Consider the following 24386-nt stretch of genomic DNA (forward strand, 5'->3'; position numbering starts at 1 on the left):
TCGGTGTGAGCAAATATCTCTCACAACCGCCGAGGCAGCGCAAAAGCAAACGCTTTTGCCGCAACCGTCGCCGCTCGGGCCAGCGCTGTCAGAGATGCCAACGCTTATATCTACCAATCTAGTAGAGTTAACCGCCGGATGTCAAACTGATTTCTGCTGCAATCTTCAATTTTATAGGCATCACGGCCGCACGCGTTCAATTCCGGTTCAGGCGGCATCCGCCAAAAGGGGTGTTCACCAAGCAAAAGGCGCCCCTGCGCCGTGGATGAATGGCATTGCAGATGATCACCCAGAAGGCAAAATATGCATTGAGGGCGCTGACCATCCTGGCGCGCGCCGATCAAGGCGAGCCGATGCTCATCTCCGAGATCGCCGCGCAGCAGAAGATCCCCAAGAAATTTCTCGAACAGATCCTGCTGGAACTGAAGCACCGCGACATCGTCGAAAGCCGCCGCGGCAAGCAGGGCGGTTACCTTTTGCTGAAATCCGCCGAAGAGATCACTTTCGGGGAAATCCTGCGCATCATCGACGGCCCGATCGCGCCGCTTCCCTGTCTGTCGCTGACCGCCTATCGCCGCTGCAGCGATTGCGACGGCGAGCAAGGCTGCGAAATCCATCATGTCTTCGCCAAGGTTGCGGATGCCATGCGCAAGGTCCTGTTCAACACCACCATCGCCGATGCCATCCGCCGGCCCGAAAGCGCCACGGTCACAAGGCTGCTTGCCTGATCAGGCCGAGCCCGCGTCGGTCCGCGCGGCATCCTTGTCATGCGTTCGTCGTGCGCGGATAGCTGCAGCGATGTAGACACGCGAAAGCCCGTGATACAGCGGCTCCGGCGATAGCATCCGTGATGTGACATAACCGAGCATCGACACTGCCATGATCGGGATGACCGCTTGATGATCGCCGGTCATTTCCAGGATGATGACGAAGGCCGTCATCGGCGCCTGCACGACACCGGCGAAATAGCCGGCCATGCCGAGGATGGCGGCAAGCGCGATGCTGGTGCCCATGAGGTGCCCGACCGTGCTGCCGAAACCGGCGCCGACTGCGAGCGACGGCGCAAAGATCCCGCCCGGAATACCTGAAATCATCGACAAAAAGCTTGCCAGCAGTTTTTCCACGAAGAACAGCAGCGGCAACGAATGCCCCTCGACGGCGCCGCGCGCCTGCTCGTATCCGGTGCCAAACGTGTTGCCCTTGGAGATGACGCCGATGACAGCCACCGCCAGCCCGCAGCCACCTGCCATCATCAGCATGCGCAGGAGAGGTTGCGGCTGGGCCCAGCGGCGGATACGCAGGCCAAAATGCAGGGCAAGTCCGCTGAAACCGGCACCGAGCGCGCCGCCGCCAATACCGCAGACCAGCACCAGGCCCCAATCGGCAAGGAAAGTCGGCGACGTCACCGCCGTGCCGAAATAATTGTAACTGCCGGAGAGCCCGAGAGCCGCAAGGCCGGCAAGGATCACCGCCGTCAGCACCAGCCCGTTGGCACGGGCCTCGTACGTTCGGCTCATCTCCTCGATGGCAAAGACGATGCCGGCCAGCGGCGTGTTGAAGGCCGCAGCGATCCCGGCCGCAGAGCCAGCAAGGATCAGCCCGCGTGCCTGTGCCATGCCTCCGAACCGGGCCGCTGCCAGCATGATGGCGGCGCCGACCTGGACAGTCGGTCCCTCGCGACCGATCGAGGCGCCGGAAAGCAGGCCGAGGATCGTCAACAGGATTTTCCCCGCCGCTACCCGCAGCGACAGCAGCCGCACCCGGTCGTCCTCCTGATGCAGGTGCCGCGCTGCGATCGCCTGCGGAATACCGCTTCCCTGCGAATTCGGAAACAGCGTGATGGCAAGCCACGCCGACAGCACGAACCCGACCGGGGTGATGGCGAGAGGCAACAGAAATCCCCAGTCGCCGGAGGTCGTCACCGCACCGAAAAGCCGCTGCGCCATGTCTGCCGCCTTGGCAAAGCCGACGCTGATCAACCCGATGGCGACCGCCCCCGCCCAGAACACGAGCCGTGTTCGCCAGGTCCCATGCGACCCCCAGACCGCGCGGGAGCGGCGTAGGAACTTCGATTTTCGATAGGAGGAGGAAGGCATGGGAGCTCTGGACTGCTGAAAAAATGGCTGAGTTCGGGCAAATTGAGCCTCTGGGCGAAGACCCCCTTATCGACTCCGCTGGCGCGTGTTGCAAGTTGGAATCGGTCGGGGGTACCACTGAGCCCCGGCCGGTCGCCGCCTTTCCGGCTTTGGCGATCTAGCGCTCGCGGCCCGGCATGGCGCGCCTCTGCCGGCCCGGGATTTAGGCCGATCTCTCACCGAAAGCGCCGGTCGATGGGCAGGGTAAAAGACCATGCTGTCGTCCTTTTGCACGTGCCGCGCCTGAAAAATCTCCTGAGCAGGCGACCGGCAAAACCCGCAGGCGCTGTAGGCGGCGGATTTGGGGTTTCAGGTTCGGGATCGGTCGGGTCGCCGAAGCGCTCGATGTAGAGATCCGCATACAGACTCGAAATCGGTGGCATGACGACAGCTTTCCCGGTTTGGCAAGAGAGCTGACTGGTTTTGAATCGATTCAATATTGCTGACGGGGGGTTGCCTGTCAAGCAAAAGTTGAATCGATACAAAGGACGCGGTATGCTTCGCTTTCGGTGCAGTCGGGGTAGGGCATGAAGGAAAAGAGCGCAAAACTTGCCGACGTCGCGCGGGTGGCGGAGGTCTCGCAGGGGACGGCCTCCAATGTCTTCAACCGGCCGGAGGTAGTGCGCGAACAGGTTCGCGAGCATGTCCTGAAGGTCGCTGCCGCGTTGGGCTACAGGGGGCCCGACGTAAAGGGCCGGTTGCTGCGAGCAGGGCGCGTCAATGCGATCGGCGTGGCAACGGTCGAGCCGCTGTCATATTTTTTTGAAGATCCTTGGGCACGCGCGATCATGACGGCGATTGGCGACGTCTGCGATGAGAGTGGAACCGGGATCGCGCTGGTGTCCGCGAAAAACCAGGAAAAGCTGGCCTGGAATGTCAACAGTGCCTTGGTCGACGGGTTTATCCTGCTCTGTGTCGAAGGTGGAGAAAGGCTGGTCGACCTGACACGCCGGCGGCAGTTGCCCTTCATCGCGCTGGCGCTTGGCGAGGACGACGCCTCGGTCCCGAAGATCGGCATCGACAACAGGGCCGGTGCGGCGGCGGCGGCGCGGCATCTGGGCGAACTCGGCCACAGGAACGTTGCCATACTGGCCATCGGAAACCACGATGTTCCGCATGGGCTGTTGCCGCTTTCGCGGATCGACGAGGTTTTGGGCGGCAGCATGCGGGAGCGGATGCGTGGCTACTGGCAAGGGATGGAGACGTTCGGTATCGGGCCCGACGATATGCCTCTCTTCGGAACGCTGAACGACCAGCCGACGGTCGAGGCTGCAATGACGGAGCTGTTCTCAAAGCCTGCGCCGCCAACTGCCGTTTTGGCCATGTCCGACCACATCGCCATTCTGGCGCTGCAGTGGCTCGCGGCTCGTGGCATCGCCGTGCCCGGCGAAGTGTCCGTGGTCGGCTTCGACGGCGTGCCGGAAGCGGCTTTGTCACAGCCCGCCTTGACGACCGTCGTCCAGCCGCTGCCGGAAATCGCGCGACGCGCGGTCGCGTCCATACTTGACGCCACCATGCCGGCGGATGGGGATGTCATGGCGGTCGATCTGGTGGTCCGCAGAAGCACAGCCGCGCCCCGGCGATAGGCGGCGGGCGCGGCTGTCGAAATAGGATTACCGGTCGCTGATATCAGCGCGCGGGTTGGTCCAGGGTTGCTGGTTGGAGCGGGCGAGCGGTTGGCGGCCGAGGATGTGGTCGGCGGCTTTTTCGCCGGCCATGATCGATGGGCCGTTGAGGTTGCCGTAGGTCAGCGACGGGAAGATTGACGAGTCCGCGACGCGCAGGCCGTCGAGGCCGATGACCCGGGTTTCGGGGTCGACGACGGCCATCGGGTCGTCCTTCGATCCCATCTTGCAGGTGCCGCATGGGTGATAGGCGCTTTCCAGGTGTTCGCGCAGGAATGCGTCGATCTGCTCGTCTGAGGTCACCTCGGCGCCCGGCTGGATTTCAGGGCCCCGGTAGTGGTCGAAAGCCTTCTGGCCGAAAATCTCACGCGTCAGCCGCACGCAGTGGCGGAATTTCTCCCAGTCTTCCGGATGGCTCATATAGTTGAAGCGGATCACCGGATCGGCCTTCGGGTCGGAGGAGCGCAGCGTCACGGCACCGCGCGATTTCGACAGGTTGTAGCCGACGTGGACCTGGAACCCGTGGCTCTTGGCGGCCGCCTTGCCGTCATAGCTGATGGCCACGGGCAGGAAATGATACTGGATGTCGGGCTGCTTGACGGCGGGCGCCGAGCGCAGGAAGGCGCAGGCCTCGAACTGGTTGGAGGTACCAAGCCCCGAGCGGGTAAAAAGCCACTGCGCCCCCGCCACGCCCTGCCAGAACCATGGCAGCCAGGAATAGAGCGACACCGGCTTGGTCGAGACCTGCTGGAAATAGAACTCCATGTGGTCTTGCAGGTTGGCGCCGACGCCCGGCCTGTCGACCTTCACCTCGATGCCCATCTCTTTCAGATGCGCCGCCGGCCCGATGCCCGACAGCATCAGCAGTTTTGGCGAATTGAACGAGGATGCAGCCACGATCACTTCGCGGTTGGCCTTGACGACCTCGACCTTGCCGCCGCGCTCGATCTCGACGCCGGTGGCACGGCCGTTCTCGACGACGATCTTCCGGGCAAGGCAGCGGATCAGCGTAACGTTCGGGCGTTTCAGGGCGGGGCGTAGATAGGCATTGGCGGCAGACCAGCGTCGACCCTTGTAGATGGTCTGCTCCATCAGCCCAAAGCCTTCCTGCTTCGAGCCGTTATAGTCGTCGGTGGTCCCGAAGCCCGCCTGCTTGCCGGCCTCCACGAAGGCGTGGAACAAGGGATTGGTGAAGCCGCCGCGCTGCACATGCAGCGGCCCGTCGGTGCCGCGCCAGCCCTCTTCGCCGCCATGGCTGTTTTCCATGCGCTTGAAGTAGGGCAGCACGTCGGCATAGGCCCAGCCCCGCGCGCCAAGCTCCTCCCAGCGGTTGAAGTCCTCGGAATGGCCGCGCACATACACCATGCCGTTGATCGACGAGGAGCCGCCGAGCACCTTTCCGCGCGGCGCGGTGATCCGCCGGTTGTTGAGGTGAGGCTCCGGCTCGGAGTGATATCCCCAGTTGTAGCGATCCATGCTCATCGGCCAGGCGAGCGCCGCCGGCATCTGGATGAACGGCCCGAAGTCCGTGCCCCCATATTCCAGCACGATTACCGAATGCCTGCCGTCTTCCGACAGCCGATAAGCCATGGCCGACCCTGCCGAACCGGACCCGATGATGACGAAATCTGCTTGCTGCATGGCGGCTCCAGACGTCTATTGAAAAGGGCGACAGATGTATCGCGATGCGCTATCATTGTTACAGGCGGTATAGCTCAGGGCGATGGTGTCGGAATGAGGGACGTTGTCGTATCCAGGCTTGCCGACAAAGCGCTTATGCGCATGCAGCCAAAACGGCGGCTGGCGATCATTGAAAAAGTCAAAGCCTATGCGCGCGGAGAGATTGTCGACATCAAGAAGATGAAGGGCGGAAATCTCTACCGTATCAGGGTCGGACAGGATCGCGTCATCATCGACGACAAGGGTAGGATTGTCGTGGTCATCGATGCCGGTCCGCGGGGCAGTATCTACAAGGAGTGATCCACAATGGGCGATATCAAGAGGTTCGAGATCGACGGCAAACCCTACGTGCTGTTGAGTGAAGAGGACTACGAGGATCTGGTCGATGGACTGAGAGCAAATGCTGTCCTGGCCGGGATTTCTGCAGGAGAAGAAACCTGGCCCTTGGAGATCGTTGAGGCGCGTGCCAATGGCGGAAATGCCGTTCGTATCTTCCGAAACTACCGTCGCATGACTGTAACCGAACTTGCCACGGCCGCCGGAATTTCGCAGCCTTATCTCTCTGAGATCGAGGCAGGCAAGAAAACCGGCAGTGTCGATGTGCTGAAGCGTATCGCTACAGCCCTCAAGGTCGATCTCGACGATCTCGTCGTCGACGTGGCGGACTGATCCATCCATGGTCAATACGGCGCCTCGACCTTGCCCATTGCCACGTAGACCGTCTTCAGCTCGGAATAGTGCTCGAGCGCTGCCAGCGAATTCTCGCGGCCGAAGCCGGATTGCTTGGAGCCGCCGAAGGGGATTTCGACGGGGCAGAGATTGTAGGTGTTAATCCACAACGTGCCGGCTTCAAGCCGGTCGACGATGCGGTGGGCGCGGGTGATATCGGCGGTGAAGACGCCGCCGGAGAGGCCGAACTCTGTGCCGTTGGCCCGCGCGATCACCGTCTCTTCGTCATCGAAATCGAGGACGCACATGACTGGCCCGAAGATCTCTTCGCGGGCGATGGTCATGGTGTCGGTGACGTCGGCAAACACGGTCGGCTGGATGTAATAGCCTTCACTGCCAACGTTGTTCGGAATGCCGCCGCCGGCAACCAGCGTTGCGCCCTCGGCCTTGCCTGCCGCGATATAGGCGAGCACTTTGTCGCGCTGGGCGAGCGACACCATCGGCCCGACCTGCGTCGCCTCGTCCATGGGATTGCCGATCACCATCGCCTCGGTGCGTGCCTTCAGGCGCCTCAGGAACTCGCCCTTGATTGCGGTATGGACGAAGACGCGGGTGCCGTTCGAGCATACCTGGCCGGTCGAATAGAAGTTTCCGAGCATCGCGCCGCCGATTGCGCTGTCGATGTCGGCATCGTCGAAAACGATCAGCGGCGATTTCCCGCCGAGTTCCATCGTCACCTGCTTCAGGCTGCCGGCGGCAGCGGCGGCCACCTTGCGGCCGGTCGGCACCGAGCCGGTCAGCGACACCTTGGCGACATCGGGATGGTTGACCAGCAGCGGCCCGGTATCGCGGTCCCCCTGGATGACGTTGTAGAGGCCCTTGGGAAGCCCGGCTTCATGCAGGATTTCGGCGATCTTCAGCGCGCCCAGCGGCGTATTTTCGGATGGCTTGAAGACCATCGCATTGCCGCAGGCAAGCGCTGGCGCACCCTTCCAGCAGGCGATCTGCTGCGGGTAGTTCCACGCGCCAATGCCGACGCAGACGCCGAGCGGCACGCGCTTGGTGTAGGCGAAGTCGCCGCCGAGCGGGATGTAGCTGCCGTTCAGGCCGGCTGCGATGACGCCGCCGAAAAACTCGAAACTGTCGGCCCCCGAGGTCGGGTCGGCGACGATCGTCTCCTGGATCGGCTTGCCGGTGTCCAGCGTCTCCAGTTCCGACAGTTCGCGATTGCGTTCCCGCATGATATCGGCGGCGCGCTTCAGGATGCGACCGCGCGCCGTCGGGCTCATAGCCGCCCATTCCGGCTGGGCACGCTTGGCAGACGCGATCGCCTTCTCGATGATGGCCGGCGTTGCCGCATGCAGCCGCGCGATGACTTCGCCGGTGGCCGGATAGAGGCTTTCGAACACCGCTCCCGCCGTATCCTCCACATATTCGCCGTCGATGAAGTGCGAGGCTTTCGGTTGGGCTTTCATCTTATTCTCCGCGCGGATAGCGTTTGGATTCTTCGAGGGTATCGAGGTTCATGTGGTTGCGCATGTAGCGCTCCGAGGCCTTCTGCAGCGGCTGGTAGTCCCAAGGATAGTAGGAGCCGTTGCGCAGCGCCTCGTAGACGACCCAGCGCCGCGCCTGGCTTTCGCGCACGGCGGCGTCGAAGGCGCCCATGTCCCAACGTTCCTCGCGCTTGCGCCGGAACAGGGCGACGACTTCGACAAAGTCCGGATCGTCGGCGAGATTGGTGAGTTCCAGCGGGTCGGTGTCGAGGTCGTAGAGAAGGTCAGGGTCGAGCATGCAGTGGATGTATTTCCACTTGCCCTCGCGAATGCAGACGAGCGGCGCGTAGGAGCCTTCCGCCGCATATTCCATCAGCACCGGCTCGGTGCGCTCGGCGCCATTGATGACGGGCCTCAGGCTCATGCCGTCTGTCCAGGGCATGATGTCCTCCATGGATATGCCGGCAAGGTCGGCCATGGTCGGTGTCACGTCGAGGTTGGAGGTCGGCGCCAGATGCAGGCCGGGAGTAACGCCGGGGCCGGCCATCATCAGTGGCACCCGTGCGGAGCCCTCGAAGAAGTTCATCTTGAACCAAAGCCCGCGCTCGCCGAGCATGTCGCCATGGTCGGAGCAGAACAGGATGAGCGTGTTGTCAAGCATCCGGGTGCGCGTCAACGTGTCCATGAGCTCGCCGACCTTGTCGTCGAGATAGGAAATATTGGCGAAATAGGCCTGGCGGGAGCGGCGGATGTGCTCTTCGGTGACCTCGAAATTCTTGTAGTCGCAGGAGTGGATGATGCGTTTCGAATGCGGATCCTGCTGCTCGTCGGGCAGCATGCCGACTTCGGGCATCAGCTGATCGCAGCCTTCATAGAGATCCCAGTATTTCCGGCGGGCGACATAGGGGTCGTGCGGATGGGTGAAGGACACCGTCAGGCACCATGGTCGGCGGCTCTGGTCGTCGTTCTCGCGGCTGAGATGATAGAGTTTCTGGTTGGCCAGAAACGCCACCTCGTCGTCATATTCCATCTGGTTGGTGATCTCGGCAATGCCGGCGCCGGTCACCGAGCCGAGATTGTGATACCACCAGTCGATGCGCTCGCCGGGCTTGCGGTAATCCGGCGTCCAGCCGAAATCGGCCGGATAGATATCCGTCGTCAGCCGTTCCTCGAAGCCGTGCAACTGGTCGGGCCCGACGAAATGCATCTTGCCGGACAGCGCCGTATAGTAGCCGGCGCGGCGAAGGTGGTGGGCGTAGGTCGGGATCGACGAGACATATTCGGCGGCATTGTCGTAGACACGGGTGCGGCTCGGCAGTTGGCCGGCCATGAACGAGGCGCGGGAAGGGGCGCAGAGCGGCGACGAAGTGTAGTTGTTGGCAAAGCGTGCCGAGCGTGCTGCCAGTGCCTTCAGGTGCGGCGCATGCAGGAACTCCGCCGGACCATCCGGAAAGAACTTTCCGTTGAGCTGGTCGACCATGATGATCAGGATATTCGGCTTGGTCTCGGTCACGGCGTCGATCCTTTGCCAAGGGCGGTCAGATGAGTGTTTATGTAATCTTCGGTCAACGCAATGGAGGCTTCGATACCCGTCGGCACCGAGCGCAGACTTTGCCGGATATAAAGCCCGTCGATCATCGCAGCCGCGCCTTCGGCCATGCGTTCCGCGTCATCAGCAGTGCAAAGCGGCCGGAGGTTAGCGAGCAGGTTGGAGCGCAGGCGGCGCGCATAGATCACCAGGAAGCGCCGCGTTTCCTCGGAGCGCTGCGCCTCGGCATAGAAGGCCAGCCAGGCGGCAATTGTCTCCGGGGCGAACTGGTTTGCCTGGAAGCTGACGCGGATCAGGGCCGACAGCTTTTCACGCGGGCCTGCCGCCGCCTTGAGCGCCGTCACGGTGTCGTTGCGCAACTGGCCTAGAAGAGAGCGGATGGTTGCCTGCAGCAGCCGCTCCTTGCTGCCGAAATAATGATGGGCCAGCGCTGCCGAGACACCGGCTTCCCGGGCGATCTCGGACATGGTGACGCTCAGCGATCCGTGATCGCCGATCACCCTGAGGGCAGCGTTGACGAGCGCCTCGCGCCGCACTGGCTCCATTCCGACTTTCGGCATCGTCGTCTCCTGATGACGATCATCGTATTTTTGATTGAGCCGTCAATCAATAAAAATCGGAAAGCCTGCGAATTGATTTCGATCAGTGTGCGGGGAAGGCTTTTTGCGGTAGAATGCGTTTCAGGACGTGGATGTCGCGAGACGCAGAAGCAACAGGAACGGGTGTCGCCATGGTCATGGGTTTGAACGAACTGCCGCACGCTTCCGCTCATGCCAAATGGGGCTGGTTCGTGGCGCTGGGCGTCCTGCTGTTGCTGCTCAGCGGCATTGCCTTCGGCAATCTGTTCGTCGCCACCGTCGTCTCGGTCTACTACGTCGGCATGCTGATGCTGCTGGGCGGTATCGTTTATCTGATCCATGCCTTCCAGGTGCGGGGTTGGGAACATAGCATGCCATGGATCCTCAGCGGTCTGCTCTACACGCTGGCCGGAATCTTCGCCTTCATGAACCCGTTGCCGGCCTCGGCGGTCTTTACCCTGATGCTCGCCATCGCGCTGGTGATTGCCGGCGTCCTGCGCATCTGGGTCGGCCGCAGGATGAAGCCGGCGAAGGGCTGGGGGTTCATTCTCCTTAGCGGTATCGTGACGATGGTGGCCGGCTTCGTGGTCGCGCTCGGCTGGCCTGTCAACAGCCTGTGGATACTCGGCCTGTTCCTCGCCGTCGACCTGATGTTCCAGGGCTGGACGCTGATTGCATTCGGACTTGGCCTCAGGCGCTGATTAGAAGAAATCGCCCGTTGGTTCCGCCTTTTGACAAGCTTGGCGCGCAGGCATAACGTGAAAACGTGGCAGCACAGCGTGAGGCCCGTACCTCCTGCCGTAAGCCGCCCTTGAGTGAACCTTGAACGCAGGCATGATGCCTGCGCTGATCTGGCAGTTCGGCCAGACACGGCAAAGAGAGGCGATATCATGCCTATGGTCACTGTTTCCATCTCTCCAGTGCAGGTCGCCGGCATCCGCGCCGCCGTCGACAACGGCAATTACGCATCCGGCAGTGAAGTCGTGCGCGAGGCGCTGCGCATGTGGGAGGCGGCACGCAAGCGCGGCGACCTTTGCGACGCACACCACCTTGCGAAGGTTTTGCCCGACGCGGCCGGCAGTGCCGACAGGCGCGTCGCCGATATGTTTGCCGACTTCGACGCTTCAGCTGCGGCCCACAATTGAAGCTGCCGCGTGAAGGCCGAAAAGCTAAACTATTCCTGCAGGTTGGTGCACGCCGGCGTGAAAGCCGGGATAGGGCTTTTTGTCATCAAAACTTCACGAACCGGAAAGCTTTTGTTGACGCCTGACAACCATCTTCAACTCGAGCGACATCGCGTGAGGTAGTGGAGACGAGCATGTCTGGGAGTATGGTCAAAGAGATGGCAGTGCGGCGCCATCCCTTCGATGCCGCCAGATGGACGCTCATCGAAACCGCGTTCCAGCCGATCGTCGATATCCAGACCGGGGCCATCTTTGGCTATGAGGCGCTGATGCGCGGCCATGACCGCATCGGCTTTGCAGACCCCGTCGCGGCTCTCGACGAGGCTGAGCGCACCGGCCAGTTGTTCGGGCTCGAACAGATGATGGAGCGGCTGGCGCTCGGCGCCTTCTCCAGTCTTCCGAACCGCGCCGAGGCGACGCTTTTCCTCAATCTCGACGCTCGGCTTATTCCGCAAGGCCTGCTGCTGGTTGAGGGTTTGCTGGGGCTTTTGAAGACGCGGTCCATTCCGCCGTCTTCCGTCTGCTTCGAGTTTTCCGAGCGCTTCGACAACAGTGCCTTTCCGGAGATCGCCGGCCTGATCGCCTACATGCGCAAGTCCGGTTTCAAGCTGGCTATCGACGATTTCGGCGTAGGTCACTCGGAAATGCGGCTGCTCTGCGACCAGGTGGTGGACTATATCAAGATCGACCGTCATTTTGTCACCGGTGCCGATACCGCGATGCGCAAACGACATTTCCTGAAAAGCGCCGTCTCCATGGCTCATATGCTCGGTGCCCGCGTCATCGCCGAAGGCATCGAGACTGAAGGCGAGCTAGCGGTTTGCCGGGATCTCGGCGTCGATATGGCCCAGGGCTGGCTCATTGCCCGGCCGATGCCCGATGTCAGCCAGTGGCATCCGCGCCTGTCGCATTTTCCGGATCACAAATCGACCGCCACGCCCCTGCAGTCGCTCGACGACATCCTCATCCGCAAGCAGATCGAGGTGCTGCCGACCGTGTTCGAAAACGAGCCGATCGACACGGTGTTCGAACTCTTCAGGCGCAATCCGCGACAGGCTTATTTCCCGGTCCTCAATGCCAACAACGAGCCGCGCGGCATTATCCACGAATACAGCCTGAAAGCCTATATCTACCAGCCTTTCGGCCGCGAGCTGCTGAAGAACAAGGCCTATGAGCGGACGATCTCGCATTTCATGGAGCCGGCGCCCGTCGTCAGCATCAACTCGACCGTCGATGACCTGATGGGAATCTTCGCCGATGTCGACGATGCCACCTGCCTCGTCGTCATCGAGGACCTGCGCTATGCCGGCGTCGTCTCCGCGGCGTCGCTGGTCAAGGCGATGACCGAAAAGCAGCTGAAGACGGCGCAGGACCAGAACCCGCTGACCGGCCTGCCGGGGAACCATGCCATCCGCGATTTCATGCGCATGACGGCCGGCGGCACGGTCGATGCCATCCGCTATTTCTGCTATTGCGACTTCGATGCCTTCAAGCCGTTCAACGATGCATACGGTTTCCACATCGGCGATCACGCCATCTCGCTGTTTGCAGCCCTGATGCGCCGCCATTTCCTGCTGGGCACACATTTCCTCGGCCATGTCGGCGGCGATGACTTTTTCATTGGCGTCATCGGAGGCAGCCGCGAGGAACTGACCGAGACGCTCGACCGGCTGCGCGCCGACTTCAGCAACGATGTCGCCGCACTTTATCCGTCCGACGACAGGGAGCGTGGCTTTATTACCGGCCATGACCGCAGCGGCGCGGAAACCATATTCTCGCTGATGCGCTGCTCTATCGGCGTCGTCGAATTGCCGGAAGGCACGGTGATCGACGACATCGGCAATGTCAGCAAGCGGATCGCCGGCCTGAAGACCAAGGCCAAGGAAAGCGCCAGCGGTCTGGTTTTCGAACAACTCTGCGAGACCAATTGACGCCCCGCGACGTCGCGCCTTTTATTTCCGCTCCTGCTGACCTATGTGCGTCTCTCCCTGATGTCATGGAGAGCCAGATGCCTTTGCCAACTGATATGCGCTGCGTCGACCTGCCGTCCTTCGGCGCCCCCGAGGTGATGACCATTGTCCGCAAGCCGCTGCCGGTGCTGAAGCCCGGCGAGGTTCTCGTGCGGGTCGAGGCAATAGGCGTCAACCGCCCCGATGTTGCCCAGCGTCAGGGAAACTATCCGGCCCCGAAGGATGCAAGCCCCATCCTCGGTCTTGAAGTGTCCGGCGAGGTCGTCGATGTCGCACCCGGTGTCACCGAATTTGCCATCGGCAACAAGATCTGCGGCCTTGCCAATGGCGGCGCCTATGCCGAATACTGTGCCGTTCCCGCCTCCCAGGCGCTGCGCTTCCCGAACGGGTACGACGCGGTTCGCGCTGCAGCGCTACCGGAAAATTATTTCACCGTCTGGGCCAATCTCTTCCAGATGGCGGGGCTGACCGAGGGCGAGAGCGTCCTGATCCATGGAGGCTCCAGCGGCATCGGCACGACGGCGATCCAGCTTGCCCGTGCTTTCGGCGCCGAGGTCTTCACCACGGCCGGCTCCAAGGATAAATGCGACGCTTGCGTCCGGATCGGCGCCAAGCGGGCGATCAACTACCGCGACGAGGATTTCGTCGAGGTCATCAAGGCGGAGACAGAAAGCGGCGTCGACATCATTCTCGACATGGTCGGTGCTGCCTATCTGGAAAAGAACCTAGCGGCCCTCGCCAAGGACGGTTGCCTGTCGATCATCGCTTTCCTCAGCGGCTCGGTGGCTGAGAAGGTCAATCTGGCGCCGATCATGGTCAAGCGGTTGACGGTCACTGGCTCGACGATGCGGCCGCGCACGGCGGAGGAAAAGCGCGCTATCCGCGACGATCTCCTGTCGCAGGTCTGGCCGCTGCTGGATGCCGGCACCATCGCCCCGCTGATCCACCATACATTTGCCTTCGAGGATGTCGTCGAAGCCCACAAGATGATGGAAACCAGCAGCCACATTGGCAAGATCATGCTCCGCGTGGAATGAGCGGACGAATCTGCTCCTTGTGAACCGGGAGCAGCGCGAACCGATGGTGCGATGACAGTTGGCAAGCGTCGCCCCAGACGCTATCACCGCTCGACCCCACCAGCATCGGATGCCATCATGACCAATCCCGTCACCGTCGAAGTTACCCGTGGTTTGCTTGTCGAGAGCCGCCATCGCGGCACGATCGTTGTCGTCGACGGCGACGGCGGCGTGGTGTTTTCACGCGGCGATATCGATGCGGGCGTGTTTCCGCGCTCTGCCTGCAAGGCGATGCAGGCCTTGCCGCTGGTCGAAAGCGGCGCTGCCGATGCCTATGGTTTCGGCCACAAGGAACTGGCGCTGGCCTGCTCCTCCCACAATGGCGAAGACGAGCATGTGGCGCTGGCAGCCTCGATGCTGGCGCGCGCTGGCCGCGATGTCGAGGCGCTGGAATGCGGCGCCCACTGGTCTTCCAACCAGAAGACCCTGATCCATCAGGCCCGCACGCTGGAGAAGCCGACAGCGCTGCACAACAATTGCTCCGGGAAGCATTCCGGTTTCGTCTGCGCCTGCTGCCACCAGGGCATCGATAGCAAGGGCTACGTCGGCTACGAGCATCCGCTGCAGCAGCAGATCCGCGACACGATGCAGGACCTCACCGGTGCCACGCTCGGCGCCGACGTCTGCGGCACGGACGGCTGCTCGATCCCGACCTATGCCGTGCCGCTGCGCGCTCTCGCGCACGGCTTTGCGAAGATGGCGACCGGCCAGGGTCTCGCCCCGTTGCGTGCCCAGGCCTCGCGCCGGCTGATCGAGGCCTGCATGGCAGAACCCTTCTATGTCGCCGGCAGCGGCCGCGCCTGCACGGAACTGATGCAGATCGCACCCGGCAAGATCTTCTGCAAGACCGGCGCCGAGGGCGTGTTCTGCGCCGCCATCCCGGAGCAGGGCATCGCCATCGCCGTCAAGTGCGACGACGGCACCGGCCGCGCAGCCGAGGCGATGATCGCCGCCACGCTCGCCCGCTTCTTCGAGACCGATGGCGAGATCCATGCCGGCCTGACGGCCATGGCGACAAAGTCGATGCACAACTGGAACGGCATTCACGTCGGCGACGTCAGGGCGACGATCTAAGCCCCAGCGAATTCGCCGAGGCAGGCGCTCACGCCAGTTGGATCGCCAGTCCGGCATCGCGGTAAGGCTGGAGGTCGGCCTCCGCCAGCGGTCCGGGCAGGATCATGCCGGCCACGGATGCAAGCGGCAGGATATGGCACGGCGACGATGCGTCGAGCTTGTCCGGCGTCGCCAACACGAATGTTTCGGCGGAACATGCTGAGATATGCCGCTTGATGGCCGCCTCCTCGAAGTCGCCCGTCGAAAACCCGCGGGCCGGGTGGACGGCGGTAACCCCGAGAAAGAAGATATCCGGCCGCACCAGCGAAATCGCCGCCATCGCACTCGCTCCGGTTGAAACCATCGAGTGCTTGTAGATCCGTCCGCCGATCAGGATGACCTCGGCCGTCGGATGGTGTTCCAGTTCGCCGGCAATCGTCGGGCTGTGTGTCACCAAGGTGAAGGCAAAGTCTCGTGGCAGGTGTCGCGCGATCTCAGCGTTCGTTGTGCCGCCGTCAAGGAACACCGTCTGGCCCGGGCGGACCATCCCGGCGGCATAGGCGCCGAGCCGCTGTTTTTCGCCCGACGACAGGCTGCGGCGGGCAGACAGGTCCGGCAAGTCCGGCGACAGCGGCATCGCCCCGCCGTGCACTCTCAGCAATAGCCCCTCGGCTGCCATCTCGCGCAGATCGCGCCGGATGGTGTCTTCCGACACCCCGAGCATTTCCGCCATCTGCTTGGCAATCACCTGTCCGTCGCTGCGCAAGGCCGCCTGGATTGTCGATTTGCGTTGGTTCGTCAGCATGTTTTCTTCCTGCACGAAAATACACGATATTGCGCATAATAAGAAATATGACTCGACATACCAGCAATATTATCTCTATTCATGCAAATTGTCGCATCAGGCGACGGGAGACGAACCATGTTGATATTGATTGCCGGCCCCTATCGCTCCGGCACGAACGACGACCCGGTGAAAATGGCGGAAAACCTGAAGCGGCTGGAAGCGCCGTCGCATCGCTTGTTCGAGGCCGGCCACGTGCCGATGATCGGCGAGTGGGTTGCCTTGCCCATCTGGAACGCCGCCGGTGGAAAAACCGTAGGCGATGACCTCTACGAGGCTATTTTTCATCCTGTGGCCGGCCGGCTTCTGGCGCTTTGCGACGGCGTGCTGCGCCTGGAGGGCGCATCCAAGGGCGCCGACAACGATGTGCGCATCGCCAGGCAAAGGGGCATTCCCGTCTGGACCCGCCTGGAGGATGTTCCCGGCTGCGCCTGAAGTCGGCAGGGGGCGATCTATCGCCCTCTTATCCTCCGATTTTCCGGCGCATGGCCTTTCACTTCGGTGGGAAACGCGCTTATTCTACTCTCCCAAGGGAGAGGAATCATCATGACATTTTTGTATTATTCACCGGGAAGTTGTGCGCTTGCGAGCCTCATCGCCATGGAGGAAGCGGGCATCGCCTACGAGCCGCGCCGCATGGATCTCTCGAAGGGTGATCAGAAGACGCCGGAGTATCTCAAACTCAATCCGAAGGGTAGGGTGCCTACGCTGGTGACCGAGCGTGGCGTCATAACGGAGACGCCGGCGATCCTCGCCTATATCTCCCAGGTCTCGCGCAACGTGCGACTGGCGCCGCTCGATGACTCCTTCGCCTTTGCCGTCATGCAGGCATTCAACAACTACCTGTCATCGACCGTCCACGTAAACCACTCCCATGGGCGCCGGGGCAGTCGCTGGTCGGACGATGCAGCCGCCATCGAGACGATGAAGGCCAAGGTGGCCGAAACCATGACCGAGAGCGTCCTGCTGATCGAGAACCAGTTACTGGCCGGCCCCTGGGTGCTCGGCGCCAACTACTCCGTGGCCGACGGTTATCTCTTTACCGTCGCCAACTGGCTGCCCGGCGACGGTGTCGATATGGACCGGTTTCCCAAGGTCAAGGCGCATGGCGAGCGTATGCGCGACCGGGCGGCGGTGCAGCAGGCGCTCGCCATCGAAAAGGGCTGAGCCTCAGCCTTTTTCCTGCCCGCGCGTCGCCTGCATGGCAAGGTAGGCGGCGCGCGCCTGGCAGCGCTTGATCCATGCGTCGAGGGCCGGACGCGCGTCGAACAATGCTGCTTCGCTCTGGGCATAGCGAAGCACTTCTGCAACGTTGAGGTCGGCGACAGTGAAGCCGTTTCCGACAAAATGGCCGTTCGCCGAGAGATGCTTCTCCAGCACGTCCAGTGGCCGCTTCAGGAGACGGCAGGCCACCGCGATCGTGGCCTTGCCGGCGTCTGTGCCCTGTTCCCCACGGTCGTAGGTCTGGACAAGCCGGATGCTGTGCGGCTCCAGTTCCGTCGCGGCGAAGATCGTCCACATCGACAGCAGGCCGTCCTCTTCCGTCGTCTGGCCAGCGAGCGGCCCACCATGCTTGCGCGCAAGGTAGAGGTTGATGGCGAGCGACTCGTGCATGACGAAGTCGCCGTCGGTAATGCTCGGGATCAGCCCCATCGGGTTGATGGCGAGGAACTCCGGCGACATGGTGTTGATCGGTGCGCCCGGCGCCAGCGGCTCGTCCAGACGGTGGGCCTGCATGACGGGTATGGATTTGAACGGAATCCCCAGTTCGTTTGCCATCCAGTAGTTGCGCGATGCGCGCGAGCGGTAGACACCATAGATCGTCAGCATGAAAGTCCCCTCTATTGCTTATGCCGACAAACCTATCTGGCAGCGCAGGCGAACGGAAGCAGCTGGCGTTGATGCAGCGATGAAAGCTTTTGATCGGTCGCGCTACGCCAAGCGGTTGCCGAGGATCGTCAGTTGCGGATAGGCCGTGCTGCCGGTTACGAGGTCGGCCGATGCAGGCTTGTCCCAGAGGAAGGCGACGATTGCCCCCTGGCTCGCGGCCTCGAACAGGTTGTTCGAAATCACCGCCGATCCCGCCCCGTTCGCGACCGAGACCGCGCAACCGACAGGCGCATTACGGACGATGTTGCCGGAGGCGACGAGGTTGCGCATATAAGGCCCCCAGCCGAGCTTGATGCCCCAGAGCGGCGCGTTTTCGATGACGTTGCCCGAAATCAGCGTGTCTGCCTCAGCCGAGATGCCGATACCGAAACCGCCGTCCTGCGCATAGGGCGCCGACAGCGACAGGTTGCGCACCACGTTGCCGGTGACACTGGCGAGCCGGCCGCCCTTGTCGAAATTGGCAATGGCGATGCCATTGGCGGCGCCGTCGATCAGGTTGCCCGACACGACAGCGCCCTCGAATTCGAATTCGCAGAAAATCGCCGTCTCGCCGGAGCGCAGGCACTGGTTGTCGCTGATCTGCACGTCCGAAGCAGAGTTGGCTCGCACCGCCGTAAAGGCGCAGTCGGCGATGTGGTTGTCGGTCACCATGACATTGCCGGCGTAATAGACGTTGATGCCGTTGCCGTTCTCCCCCGTGCCGCCGTCGCGGGCGCCGATGCGGGCGATGCGGTTGCCGGAGATGACGCTGCCATCCTCGCCCTTCTGCCAGCGATGCACCAGAATGCCGCCATTGCCGCAATCCTCGACGCGGTTGCCGGTGATGGTCAGCGCGTTCGACTGGACCGCATAGACGCCGGCATTCGCCGCGCCCGCAATACGGTTGCGCTCGATCCTGCCGCCGCAGCGCTCCAGATGCAGCCCATTCCCGGCGCTGCCGGTAATCTCGCAATTGCTGACCAGCAAATCGCCGACGCCATTGAACCGCAGCAGCCCGCCGGCATCCGCGGCCAGCCCGAGGTTCCCCCCGTCGATGACGACGCCGGAGATCTCGATCCGCCCGGCATCGGCCGCATTCATCAGAAACCCGCCACCGCCATAGACGATGCGCGTCGCCCCGGGGACGCCGATCAGCCGCGTATTGTCGGGGAGGGTGAGGTTCGAGGCCGTGTAGTTGCCGGCCGGCAACATCACCGGCCCCTTGTCCCGCGCCGCCGCATCGATCATCGATTGCAGCCCATCCGCCGCCACCCGCTTCCGAAACGCCACGCCATCGATGGCCCCGCGCATCTCCGAGACCCCGGTTTTTGCCAGCGGCGCCGCAAAGGCATGCGGCGAAACCGCTCCCGCACTCGCAGCTGCCGCAAAAGCGCCAACCATCAACTCACGTCGGGAAATCATGCTCGGCTCCTCGAATGGAAGGGAGTTCACCTTATGCATCTCCTCATGATGCCGATAAAATCGCACGAGACGCGATCCCGGTCTATCGCACACGCCGGAACCACTCTTTTTGCTGCGTCGCCCTGATCATTTCCAGATCGAAGTCCGCAAAGGCGATCTCTGTTTGCTCTCCTGCCATGCAAACAATCCGTCCAAGGGGATCGACGGCGAGAGACCGGCCGTCGTTCTTCGGTGCCGGATAGTTGGCCACGGCGACACCAACAACCGATTGGAACGCCATGGCGCGGATGCCTGCCACGCGGACATCGCCCACCTCGCGGTCATCGACAAGAGGGCTGCTGTTAGGCACGAAAATGACCTCGGCGCCCAAGTGGACGAGGTCGGACGCCACGTCGGGAAATTCGCGGTCCATGCAGATCATGATGCCAACGGTAACATCGCCGTTCCGGGTCGAAAGGCGAGCGACACTGGAGCGGTCGCCCGGTGCGCAGGCATCTTCCGGTATGTCGAAATGGCAGATGTGTCGCTTTCTCTGCTGCAGCACGATTTCGCCGTCACTGTCGATCAGGACTGCAGCGTTGAAGGGCTTGGGTTCGGCCCGTTCGAGAAAGGTTGCCACGACGGCAATACCATGTTTGCGCGCTGCGTCGCGAAACCGCTTCACGTACTCCCCATCCGGGACCACTGCTCCATCGATCCAGGACGCTCTAGAGCTCGCATCCGTGCCGTCGTAGCGGCTGTAACCGTTGGAAAACATCTCGAGAAACACCACGACATCGGCGGCTGCCTTGGCTGCCGAGGCAATCGCGGCACCAATGTCCGCATCCGGCATGATTTGCGCCAGCCCGACGCGCATCGAATGGGTTGCCAAGACATCCTCCTTGTCTGCATCGCAATCGCACATGGCCGTCTTGTTCAAGACAGCAGTCTGTCGATGCGCCCTCGCAAGCACGAAGGTATCACCGTTTTGCGCCCCATCGACAAGCAGAAACCGCCCCAGCACATGCCGGCCGCTGCGACAGCGCAGCCCATCGCGCTCCGCCGTTGACCCATCTAAATTTGCGCGAAAGCACACCCCCCTCTGGCCGTCCGGGAAACTGTCGCTATCTTGTCCTCCATGAGGCCAGATGCATTGCTTTACCCCGCCCCGGAAGGGCTTTTCTGCCCGGTCGGCGGGTTCTATGTCGACCCGGTGCGTCCGGTCGACAGGGCGTTGATCACCCATGGGCACTCTGACCATGCGCGGCCCGGCCATGGCCATGTGCTTGCCACCCGCCAGACGCTCGACATCATGCGTATTCGCTACGGCGAGGGCTTTGCCGGCAGCGAGCAGGCGGCCGGTTTTGGCGAGGAGATCGTCGTCAACGGCGTCACCGTCAGCTTTCATGCCGCCGGCCATGTGCTCGGCTCGGCGCAGATCGCCATCGAGAAGGATGGCCTGCGCATCGTCGTATCCGGCGACTACAAGCGTCGCCCGGACCCCACCTGCGCCGCCTATGTGCCCGTGCCCTGCGACGTCTTCATCACCGAGGCGACCTTTGCGCTGCCGGTCTTCCACCATCCGGACCCGATGGCCGAGACGCGCCGGCTGCTTGCCTCGCTGAAACAGTTTCCCGACCGCACCCACATGGTCGGTGCCTACGCGCTCGGCAAGGCGCAACGGGTCATCCGCCTGTTGCGCGATTGCGGCTATGACGAGCCGATCTATATCCACGGTGCGCTGACGCGGCTGTGCGATTACTACGAGAGCCAGGGCATCGCGCTCGGCGAGCTCCGGCCGGCGACCATCGAAAGCCGCGCCGACCAGACGACATTCCACGGCGCCATCGTCGTCGGCCCGCCCTCGGCGTTCGCCGACCGCTGGGCGCGACGCTTCCACGACCCCGTCTCCGCGTTTGCCTCCGGCTGGATGATGGTCCGCCAACGCGCCAAGCAGCGCGGCGTCGAACTGCCGCTGGTCATCTCCGACCATTGCGACTGGCCGGAACTGCTGGAAACCATTTCCGAGCTGCAGCCCCAGGAAGTCTGGGTGACGCACGGCCGCGAGGAAGCCCTGGTCCGCTGGTGCGAACTCCAGGGCATCAAAGCCAAGCCACTGCATCTGGTCGGATACGAGGACGAGGGGGATTGATGGTGGATCGCGACCGACTGTTGCGCCCGGGAGAAGGCGGCGCTCGCCCGATCTCCCCCCTTGTGGGGGAGATGTCAGCGCAGCTGACAGAGGGGGGTAGCTCTCCGCAAATTCTGAATGTGCCGCATACCCCCCTCTGCCCTGTCGGGCATCTCCCCCACAAGGGGGGAGATCGCTGGAGCGGCCATCCCCGCCACACCGGAAATGTCTCGCTTGCTTGCGGGAGCCGCTCATGAAAGCCTTTGCCGATCTCCTCGATCGCCTGGTGCTGACGCCCAGCCGGAACGGCAAGCTGAAGCTGCTGACCGATTACTTCCGCGACACGCCCGATCCCGACCGCGGCTATGGCTTGGCGGCCATTGCGGGTACCCTCGAGGTGCGCAACGTCAAGCCGGCGATGCTGCGCGAGCTGGTGCTGGAGCGGATGGATCAGGTGCTGTTCCGCTATTCCTACGACTATGTCGGCGATCTCGCCGAGACCATCTCGCTGGTCTGGGACAACGATGCGGATATAGAGCGCGCGCCGACAGATGAGCCAGGTCTCGGCCAGGTCATCGACGAGATGAATGCGCTGGGCCGCACCGAGGTGCGTGGCTTCGTGCGCGACATGCTCGACAGGCTCGATCCCTCCGGTCGCTTCGCCTTCCTGAAGCTTGCGACCGGCGCCATGCGCATCGGTGTGTCGGCGCGGCTTGCCAAGCAGGCGCTGGCCGAATTGTCGGGCAAGGACGTGACCGAGATCGAGACGTTGTGGCACGGGCTGGAGCCACCCTACGTGACGCTGTTCCAGTGGCTCGAGGGCAAGGGCGACCGGCCGCTGCTGGCAACGCCTGCGATCTTCCACTCCGTCATGCTGGCAAACCCGGTCGAACCCGGCAATCTCGATGGCCTCGACCCGAAGGACTTTGCCGCCGAATGGAAATGGGACGGCATCCGCGTCCAGCTGTCGCGCTCGGGCTCGACGTCGAAGGTTTACTCGCGCTCGGGCGACGATATCTCCGGTGCCTTCCCTGACGTGGTGGACGCCATCACCTTCGAGGGCGTCATCGACGGCGAACTGCTGATCGGCGGCACGGCGCGCTCCAACAGCCCGACCCGCACCTTCTCCGACCTGCAGCAGCGACTGAACCGCAAGACGGTGAATGCCCAGATGCTCGCCGACTACCCGGCGTTCATCCGCACCTACGACCTGCTGTTCGACGGCGACGAGGATGTCCGCGCCCGGGGCTTCATCGAGCGTCGCAACCGGTTGGCCGAGATCATCGAGCACGCGCCGCACGACCGTTTCGATCTCTCGGCGCTCGTCGATTTCACCGACTGGGACGAGCTCGACAGGCTCCGCGCGGCGCCGCCCGATCCTGTTATCGAAGGGGTGATGATCAAGCGCCGCGACAGCCCCTACACAGCCGGCCGGGCCAAGGGCCCGTGGTTCAAATGGAAGCGCAATCCGTTCAATATCGACGCGGTGCTGATGTACGCCCAGCGCGGCCACGGCAAGCGCTCGAGCTACTATTCCGATTTCACCTTCGGCGTCTGGTCGACGACACCGGAGGGCGAGCAGCTCGTGCCGGTCGGCAAGGCCTATTTCGGCTTCACCGATGCCGAACTGGAGGTGCTCGACAAGTTCGTGCGCAACAACACGGTCGAGCGCTTCGGTCCGGTCCGGTCGGTGAGGGCTGAGCGTGAATTCGGCTTTGTGGTCGAGGTCGCCTTCGAGGGCATTAACCGCTCGAGCCGGCACAAGTCCGGCGTGGCCATGCGCTTCCCGCGGATCGCCCGTTTGCGGCAGGATAAACCGCCTTTCGAGGCCGATCGGCTGGAAACACTGGTCGCAATGATTGACGCCAAGACCCCTCCAGCCGAATATTAGCGTCGCTGCGAATCCTCACCACAAAGTGAGTTGGCGCCGACTTTCAACCCGTGCAGACTTGGTCTGGCGGGGAACCACCGACGGAGCTTTGACTTTGACTGATGTACCTGAGTTCTCCCACCGCCGCCGTGCGGTTCTGACCGGCCTCGCCTCATGCGTGCTCCTTCCGATCTCCGCCCGCGCAGCTTCCGTTGCCTCCCGCGCCACCACGCCAGCTGCTGCTTCCACGACGCCACCGGCGCCGGCCACTGCTGCTGCGCAAACCCCGGCTGCAAAGGCATCGGATGTTCCCAACACAGCACCGGCGCAGATGAGCGGCGATTATCAGCGCGAGCGCCGCAAGTTCCGCACCAACCTGCTCGTCAAGGGACCGGCGCCGGATAAGTACGAAGCGCTCGTCGCTCCCGAAGGTGCAAACCAGATTTTCTACCGCAGCGGCTATGGCGGAGAGCTCGAGCTCGTCGCCTGGGTATCGCGCTATGAGCGCACCCGCACGCCGCGCCCGGCAGTCCTCTTCCTGCATGGCGGCAACGCGATCGGCCAGGGCCACTGGCAGCTGATGAAGCCCTACATAGACGCCGGCTACGTGGTGATGATCCCCAGCATGCGCGGCGAAAATGGCCAGAAGGGTAACTTCTCCGGCTTCTACGACGAGGTTGACGACGTGCTGGCCGCCTCGGACCGGCTACGTCACATGCCGGGAGTCGATCCGCATCGCATGTTCCTCGCCGGCCACAGCATCGGCGGCACGCTGGCCATGCTGACGGCGATGTCGACGCGGCGTTTTCGCGCCGCCGCGCCGATATCGGGAAATCCGGACTCCTTCGCTTTCTTCAACAGGTACCCGCAGGACATCCGCTTCGACGACAAGGACCCGCGCGAATTCCAGATGCGCTCGCCTGTCTGCTACGCTCACAGCTTCAAGTGCCCGATGAAGGTGATGCACGGCTCGGAAGAGGTGCACTTCGTCACCCGCGTCGGCGTCCTGTCGAAACGGGCCCGCGAGGCGCATGTCAACATGGACGTCGATGTCATCCCGGGCGGCCACTTTTCCGCCCTGCCGGCCGAAATCGAACGCAGCATCCAGTTCTTCAAGGGCATTGCCGCCTAGCCTGTCGCGGAAAAATGGGCGGCTTTATCCGCAGAACACCCGTATCACGGTCGATTTCGGGTTGGTGACGCTCTCGAATGCTGTGCCGCTGTGGACAAAATTCAGCCGCGACGGCGTATCGGTGGCG

The 24386-nt window shown here is 62.8% G+C and carries 23 protein-coding genes; 14 read left to right on the forward strand and 9 right to left on the reverse strand.

The window, feature by feature from the left end:
* The first annotated feature begins 281 nt into the window (after positions 1 to 281).
* Positions 282 to 728 carry an RrF2 family transcriptional regulator gene (locus PR017_RS02935; RefSeq protein ID WP_111220750.1) on the forward strand — a complete coding sequence of 149 codons (447 nt, stop codon included), beginning with the start codon at positions 282 to 284 and terminating at the stop codon, positions 726 to 728.
* Here the strand turns inward: PR017_RS02935 and PR017_RS02940 are convergent, their stop codons facing one another.
* The gene (locus PR017_RS02940; protein WP_111220162.1) at positions 729 to 2096 is read right to left on the reverse strand and encodes a chloride channel protein; all 1368 of its coding nucleotides are present in this window, start codon (positions 2094 to 2096) and stop codon (positions 729 to 731) included.
* Positions 2097 to 2662: 566 nt separating this feature from the next.
* Between PR017_RS02940 and PR017_RS02945 the strand changes: the two genes are divergently transcribed.
* A complete protein-coding gene (locus PR017_RS02945) occupies positions 2663 to 3721 on the forward strand; it encodes a LacI family DNA-binding transcriptional regulator (protein WP_111220166.1) in 1059 nt (352 codons plus the stop codon).
* Between the two features lie 27 nt (positions 3722 to 3748).
* Here PR017_RS02945 and betA read toward each other — a convergent pair whose 3' ends face one another.
* Positions 3749 to 5401 carry a choline dehydrogenase gene (betA, locus tag PR017_RS02950; RefSeq protein WP_111220168.1) on the reverse strand — a complete coding sequence of 551 codons (1653 nt, stop codon included), beginning with the start codon at positions 5399 to 5401 and terminating at the stop codon, positions 3749 to 3751.
* A 93-nt stretch (positions 5402 to 5494) separates the two neighbouring features.
* Between betA and PR017_RS02955 the strand changes: the two genes are divergently transcribed.
* Entirely contained in the window at positions 5495 to 5740 is a 246-nt protein-coding gene (locus PR017_RS02955) for a type II toxin-antitoxin system RelE family toxin (RefSeq protein ID WP_111220170.1), read from the forward strand.
* Positions 5741 to 5746: 6 nt separating this feature from the next.
* Positions 5747 to 6109, forward strand: coding sequence for a helix-turn-helix domain-containing protein (locus tag PR017_RS02960; protein ID WP_111220171.1), 363 nt, complete (start codon positions 5747 to 5749; stop codon positions 6107 to 6109).
* A gap of 11 nt (positions 6110 to 6120) precedes the next feature.
* On the opposite strand, the gene betB is transcribed toward PR017_RS02960, so the two are convergent.
* From betB to betI, 3 genes are read right to left on the reverse strand one after another with little or no spacing between them, the layout of a single operon-like run.
* Positions 6121 to 7584, reverse strand: a complete 1464-nt coding sequence (gene betB, locus PR017_RS02965) for a betaine-aldehyde dehydrogenase (protein WP_111220173.1) — start codon at positions 7582 to 7584, stop codon at positions 6121 to 6123.
* A gap of 1 nt (position 7585) precedes the next feature.
* Entirely contained in the window at positions 7586 to 9115 is a 1530-nt protein-coding gene (betC, locus tag PR017_RS02970; protein WP_111220175.1) for a choline-sulfatase, read from the reverse strand.
* Positions 9112 to 9711, reverse strand: coding sequence for a transcriptional regulator BetI (gene betI / locus PR017_RS02975; RefSeq protein ID WP_111220177.1), 600 nt, complete (start codon positions 9709 to 9711; stop codon positions 9112 to 9114). Before betI ends, betC begins: the two co-directional genes overlap by 4 nt.
* A 170-nt stretch (positions 9712 to 9881) precedes the next feature.
* Between betI and PR017_RS02980 the strand changes: the two genes are divergently transcribed.
* From PR017_RS02980 to PR017_RS03000, 5 genes are all read left to right on the forward strand, one after another.
* Complete coding sequence (locus PR017_RS02980; RefSeq protein ID WP_111220179.1) at positions 9882 to 10430, forward strand: HdeD family acid-resistance protein; 549 nt, start codon at positions 9882 to 9884, stop codon at positions 10428 to 10430.
* Positions 10431 to 10619: 189 nt separating this feature from the next.
* Positions 10620 to 10874 (forward strand): ribbon-helix-helix domain-containing protein, encoded by a 255-nt coding sequence (locus PR017_RS02985; protein WP_111220181.1) that lies wholly within the window; start codon positions 10620 to 10622, stop codon positions 10872 to 10874.
* A gap of 185 nt (positions 10875 to 11059) precedes the next feature.
* Positions 11060 to 12844, forward strand: a complete 1785-nt coding sequence (locus tag PR017_RS02990; RefSeq protein ID WP_240539007.1) for a GGDEF domain-containing protein — start codon at positions 11060 to 11062, stop codon at positions 12842 to 12844.
* Positions 12845 to 12921: 77 nt separating this feature from the next.
* Positions 12922 to 13920, forward strand: coding sequence for an NAD(P)H-quinone oxidoreductase (locus tag PR017_RS02995; protein ID WP_111220185.1), 999 nt, complete (start codon positions 12922 to 12924; stop codon positions 13918 to 13920).
* Between the two features lie 117 nt (positions 13921 to 14037).
* On the forward strand, positions 14038 to 15033 hold the full coding sequence (locus PR017_RS03000; RefSeq protein ID WP_111220751.1) for an asparaginase: 996 nt from the start codon (positions 14038 to 14040) through the stop codon (positions 15031 to 15033).
* Between the two features lie 28 nt (positions 15034 to 15061).
* Here the strand turns inward: PR017_RS03000 and PR017_RS03005 are convergent, their stop codons facing one another.
* Entirely contained in the window at positions 15062 to 15817 is a 756-nt protein-coding gene (locus PR017_RS03005; RefSeq protein WP_111220187.1) for a DeoR/GlpR family DNA-binding transcription regulator, read from the reverse strand.
* Positions 15818 to 15934: 117 nt separating this feature from the next.
* Here PR017_RS03005 and PR017_RS03010 point away from each other — a divergent pair, with 117 nt between their 5' ends.
* Positions 15935 to 16291: a DUF4406 domain-containing protein gene (locus PR017_RS03010; RefSeq protein ID WP_111220189.1), complete on the forward strand. Its 357-nt coding sequence runs from the start codon at positions 15935 to 15937 to the stop codon at positions 16289 to 16291.
* A 111-nt stretch (positions 16292 to 16402) separates the two neighbouring features.
* Positions 16403 to 17023: a glutathione S-transferase family protein gene (locus PR017_RS03015; protein WP_111220191.1), complete on the forward strand. Its 621-nt coding sequence runs from the start codon at positions 16403 to 16405 to the stop codon at positions 17021 to 17023.
* A gap of 3 nt (positions 17024 to 17026) precedes the next feature.
* Here PR017_RS03015 and PR017_RS03020 read toward each other — a convergent pair whose 3' ends face one another.
* The 3 genes from PR017_RS03020 to PR017_RS03030 form a co-directional block, all read right to left on the reverse strand.
* Positions 17027 to 17686, reverse strand: coding sequence for a glutathione S-transferase family protein (locus tag PR017_RS03020; protein ID WP_111220193.1), 660 nt, complete (start codon positions 17684 to 17686; stop codon positions 17027 to 17029).
* Positions 17687 to 17788: 102 nt separating this feature from the next.
* A complete protein-coding gene (locus tag PR017_RS03025) occupies positions 17789 to 19147 on the reverse strand; it encodes a TIGR03808 family TAT-translocated repetitive protein (protein WP_111220752.1) in 1359 nt (452 codons plus the stop codon).
* An 82-nt stretch (positions 19148 to 19229) separates the two neighbouring features.
* The gene (locus PR017_RS03030) at positions 19230 to 20018 is read right to left on the reverse strand and encodes a carbon-nitrogen hydrolase family protein (RefSeq protein WP_111220753.1); all 789 of its coding nucleotides are present in this window, start codon (positions 20016 to 20018) and stop codon (positions 19230 to 19232) included.
* A 246-nt stretch (positions 20019 to 20264) separates the two neighbouring features.
* Between PR017_RS03030 and PR017_RS03035 the strand changes: the two genes are divergently transcribed.
* The 3 genes from PR017_RS03035 (at position 20265) to PR017_RS03045 (ending at position 24259) form a co-directional block, all read left to right on the forward strand.
* Positions 20265 to 21278, forward strand: a complete 1014-nt coding sequence (locus PR017_RS03035) for a ligase-associated DNA damage response exonuclease (protein WP_111220195.1) — start codon at positions 20265 to 20267, stop codon at positions 21276 to 21278.
* Between the two features lie 232 nt (positions 21279 to 21510).
* Positions 21511 to 23148: a cisplatin damage response ATP-dependent DNA ligase gene (locus PR017_RS03040; protein WP_111220197.1), complete on the forward strand. Its 1638-nt coding sequence runs from the start codon at positions 21511 to 21513 to the stop codon at positions 23146 to 23148.
* Positions 23149 to 23236: 88 nt separating this feature from the next.
* Positions 23237 to 24259 carry an alpha/beta hydrolase family protein gene (locus tag PR017_RS03045; protein ID WP_240538988.1) on the forward strand — a complete coding sequence of 341 codons (1023 nt, stop codon included), beginning with the start codon at positions 23237 to 23239 and terminating at the stop codon, positions 24257 to 24259.
* Positions 24260 to 24386 lie beyond the last annotated feature (127 nt).

It is taken from the genome of Rhizobium tumorigenes, from assembly GCF_003240565.2.
In the GTDB taxonomy this organism is placed as follows: Bacteria; Pseudomonadota; Alphaproteobacteria; order Rhizobiales; family Rhizobiaceae; genus Rhizobium; species Rhizobium tumorigenes.